The 3,196-nt window shown below is 70.5% G+C and carries 2 protein-coding genes and 1 pseudogene; 1 reads left to right on the top strand and 2 read right to left on the bottom strand.

Annotation, left to right across the window (positions count from 1 at the left end):
- Together GRC12_RS43090 and GRC12_RS43085 are read right to left on the bottom strand one after the other, a co-directional pair.
- Nucleotides 1-1,118, bottom strand: a 1,118-nt coding sequence (locus GRC12_RS43090) for an MFS transporter (RefSeq protein ID WP_308286760.1), incomplete at its 3' end; no start/stop codon positions are given.
- Between the two features lie 126 nt (nt 1,119-1,244).
- Complete coding sequence (locus tag GRC12_RS43085; RefSeq protein WP_133046363.1) at nt 1,245-2,717, bottom strand: beta-1,6-galactanase; 1,473 nt, start codon at nt 2,715-2,717, stop codon at nt 1,245-1,247.
- A 276-nt stretch (nt 2,718-2,993) separates the two neighbouring features.
- Between GRC12_RS43085 and GRC12_RS43080 the strand changes: the two are divergent.
- Nucleotides 2,994-3,196: pseudogene (locus GRC12_RS43080) on the top strand (class E sortase); the annotation flags it as partial.

Below are 3,196 nucleotides of genomic sequence, written 5' to 3'. Positions count from 1 at the left end.
GCCGAAGACCTGGGGATGGGCGGCTCCCCGGTGGGCCGGGTGGTGCGTGCCGCGTACGTCATCACCGCCACCCCCGTCAGCACGATCGCCGCGCCCACGTACAGCGGCGCCCGGTAGCCGAAACCCGCGCTGATGGCCAGGCCGCCGAGCCAGGCGCCGAGGGCGTTGCCGATGTTGGAGGCGGAGACGTTGGCGCTCGCGGCCAGGGGGACGCCGTGGGCCTGGTCGGTGACGCGGGTGATCATGCCCGGGACCGGGGCGAAGCCGAAGACGCCGAGGAGGAGGACCAGGGTGACGGCGGCCGGCTTGCTGCTCGCCAGGAGGCCGAAGGCCGTGAGGGTGGCGGTCAGGGCGGTGAGGCTGATGACGAGGGTGCGGTCGCGGTCGCGGTCGGCGCCGCGGCCGCCCGCCATGTTGCCGGCGACCAGTCCGGTGCCGTAGACCACGAGCAGCCAGGGGATGTCGGTGGTGGCGAAGCCGGTGACCTCGGTGACGGTGTACGTGAGGTAGCTGAAGGCGCCGAACATGCCGCCGTAGCCGAGGGCGGTGGCGGTGAGGGTCAGCCAGACCTGGGGGGAGCGGAAGGCGCGGAGGTCCGTGCGGAGGCCTGTCCTGGTGGGCGGGACCGTGCCCGCCGAGGAAGGGACCAGGACGGCGATGGCGGTCAGGGCCAGCAGGCCGATCCCCGTGATCGCCCAGAACGTCGCGCGCCAGCCCCAGCGTTCGCCGATCAGGGCGCCGAAGGGGACACCCAGGACGTTCGCGACGGTCAGGCCGGCGAACATCACCGCGACGGCGCGAGAGGCCCGCTCGGGCGGGACCATGCGGCGGGCCACCAGTGAGCCGATGCCGAAGAACGTGCCGTGGCAGAGGGCGGCCACCACACGGCCCAGGAGCATGACCGGGTAGGTGGGGGCGATCGCCGAGAGGAGGTTGCCGGCGACGAAGAGAGTCACCAGGGCGATCAGGACCGCCTTGCGGTGCAGGCCGGCGGTGAGGGCGGTGAGCGCGATCGCGCCGACGGCCACCGCGAGGGCGTAACCGGAGATCAGCCGGCCCGCGGTGGCCTCGGACACCCGGAGGTCGCGGGCGACCTGGGGGAGCAGGCCGGCGATCACGAACTCGGTCAGGCCGATGCCGAAACCGCCGAGGGCGAGCGCCGCGAGACCGGGTGCGGGACGCGGTCCGGGACCGGGGGTGGGCCCCGGACCGCGGTTCCCGTGGGGGGAAGTACGGCTTCCCAGTCAGATCACCACCCCGTCTATCTGCAGGGTCTGCACCGCCTTCGCGGCGAAGGGGACGGCGACCGTCTTTCCGCTCACGTAGGTGTCCGAGTACGACTTGTAGAGGTCGCCGCCCGTCGTCACCGTGTTCCAGCGCGGCACCAGACCGCCCGAACCGCCGCTCACGGTCGTGAAGTTGGAGAGGTTGAAGGTCAAGGTCTGGGCGGAGGCCGAGGTGTTGAGGGCGACGATCACCAGGCGCCTGGCGGAGGAGTCGTAGGCCGCCACCGCGTTGCTCACGCCCGTGTCGAGGATCTTCATACCGGGGCGGATGTGCCGGCTGAACTGGGCCATCGTGTAGTACTTCGTCTGCACCGCGCCCGCCTGCAGGGTGCTCTCGTCGTACGCGATCATCGCCCAGTTGGTGGACGGGTCCATGACCTGCCAGTAGACCCAGGCGGTGGGGTGCAGCCAGCGGAAGTCGTAGAGGAGGTTGAAGGCGAGGGTGTAGCCGGTGCCGTCGTTGTCGCCGGTCTCGGAGTTCCACAGGGCCTTGCCCGCCGTGGTGACCACGTCCGTGTAGAGGAGGTCGCGGCGGCCGCCGGAGCCCTGGTAGCCGTGGACGTTGACGCGGTCCACGTACCCCTTCGTGGTGGAGCTGAAGGAGTTCCAGGTGGTGCGGGCGAGGTCGTAACTCGTCTCGTCGGACGCGGAGATCTTGGTGCCCGTCAGGCCCCGCTTGTCCAACTCGCTGCGCAGGTACGGCAGTACGGCGGACTGGACGGTCGAGTCGATGTGGCAGCCCTCCTGGGTGCCGGTCGCCGTCCACCAGCTGGAGCTGGGTTCGTTGAAGGCCTCGACGGTCGCGAAGTTCACGCCCCAGTTGTTCTTGGCGTAGAGGGCGACCGCGGCGAGGTGGGAGGCGTGCTGGCGGTAGTTCCAGGACTGGAGGTTGTTGCCGCCGTCGGAGGCGCCGGAGGGGTTGTGGTTCAGACACATCCACCACATGGGGGAGTTGGCGAACAGCTCGGTGGTCGCGCCGCGGGCCACCGCCTTCGTCAGCATCGCGCGTTGGGTGGCGTCCGCGGTCCACTTCCAGGCGGAGGAGGTGGGGTCCTCGTTGTTCCAGTCCTGCCAGTAGCCCTCGATCTGCTTGAAGGCGGGGATGTTCGGGGAAGCGACCATGGTCGTGCCGCCGACGCTGTTCCAGCTGCTCGCGCCCAGGTTGTAGCGGGCGATGTTCAGGCCGAGGCCGGGAAGCGAAGTGCCGTTGTACGTCGTCGACTTGGTGGTGAAGAAGATGTCGGCGAAGTCGTCCCGGCCGCCGAAGACGTTCGCCCACCAGGCCAGCGAGGTGCCCCAGCCCTCCCAGGTGCCGTACGAGGTTCCGGGGCTGACGCTGATCGTGGCGTCCGCGCGTGCGGTGCCGGTCGCGAGGGCGCTGCCGAGGAGGGTGCCGCCGGCCGCGGCCAGCAGGGTTCTGCGTCTGATCATGGCTGCTACTCCGCTTCGCTCACGGGCCTGGGCGCACCGGTCCCTGAACCGGTCGCGGGGCCCGGCGTGGTGGCCTGTCCCGTTGGTGCCAGCACGAAGCATCGGGTGTGACGGGTGGGGTTGTCGAGAGCTACGACAGCCCTTTCTAAAACCTATGTATGAAGTGCGGGACAACCGAAACGGCGCGTGTGGCTGGTGAGTTGCGGGACGGCCCCTTATGGTGCGGGCGGCTCGGTGCGAGGCCCTGCCCAGGAGGCGGCGCGAGGAGGTCTGCGGATGCGCGTTCCCGTCGTGCAGCACAGCACCCGGCGCCGCTCGGCCCGGCGCCGGCGCGCGCTGTGGAGCGGGGCCGAACTCCTCGTCACGGTAGGAGTGGTGCTGCTCCTTCTCGTCGTCCACCAGCTGTGGTGGACCAACCGGGAGGCCAAGCGGGGCGCCGAGCGGAAGGTGGAGGCGCTGGAGCGGGAGTGGGGGAAGGG

The organism is Streptomyces griseorubiginosus (genome assembly GCF_017614965.1).
Classification (GTDB): domain Bacteria; phylum Actinomycetota; class Actinomycetes; order Streptomycetales; family Streptomycetaceae; genus Streptomyces; species Streptomyces griseorubiginosus_B.
The sequence above is the reverse complement of the archived record's forward strand: the minus strand, read 5'-3'. Positions and strand labels throughout refer to the sequence as shown.

What these genes read in the sequence shown, in the direction of transcription:
- GRC12_RS43085 (WP_133046363.1), bottom strand. Translation starts at nt 2,717, where the DNA reads ATGATCAGACGCAGAACCCTGCTGGCCGCGGCCGGCGGCACCCTCCTC.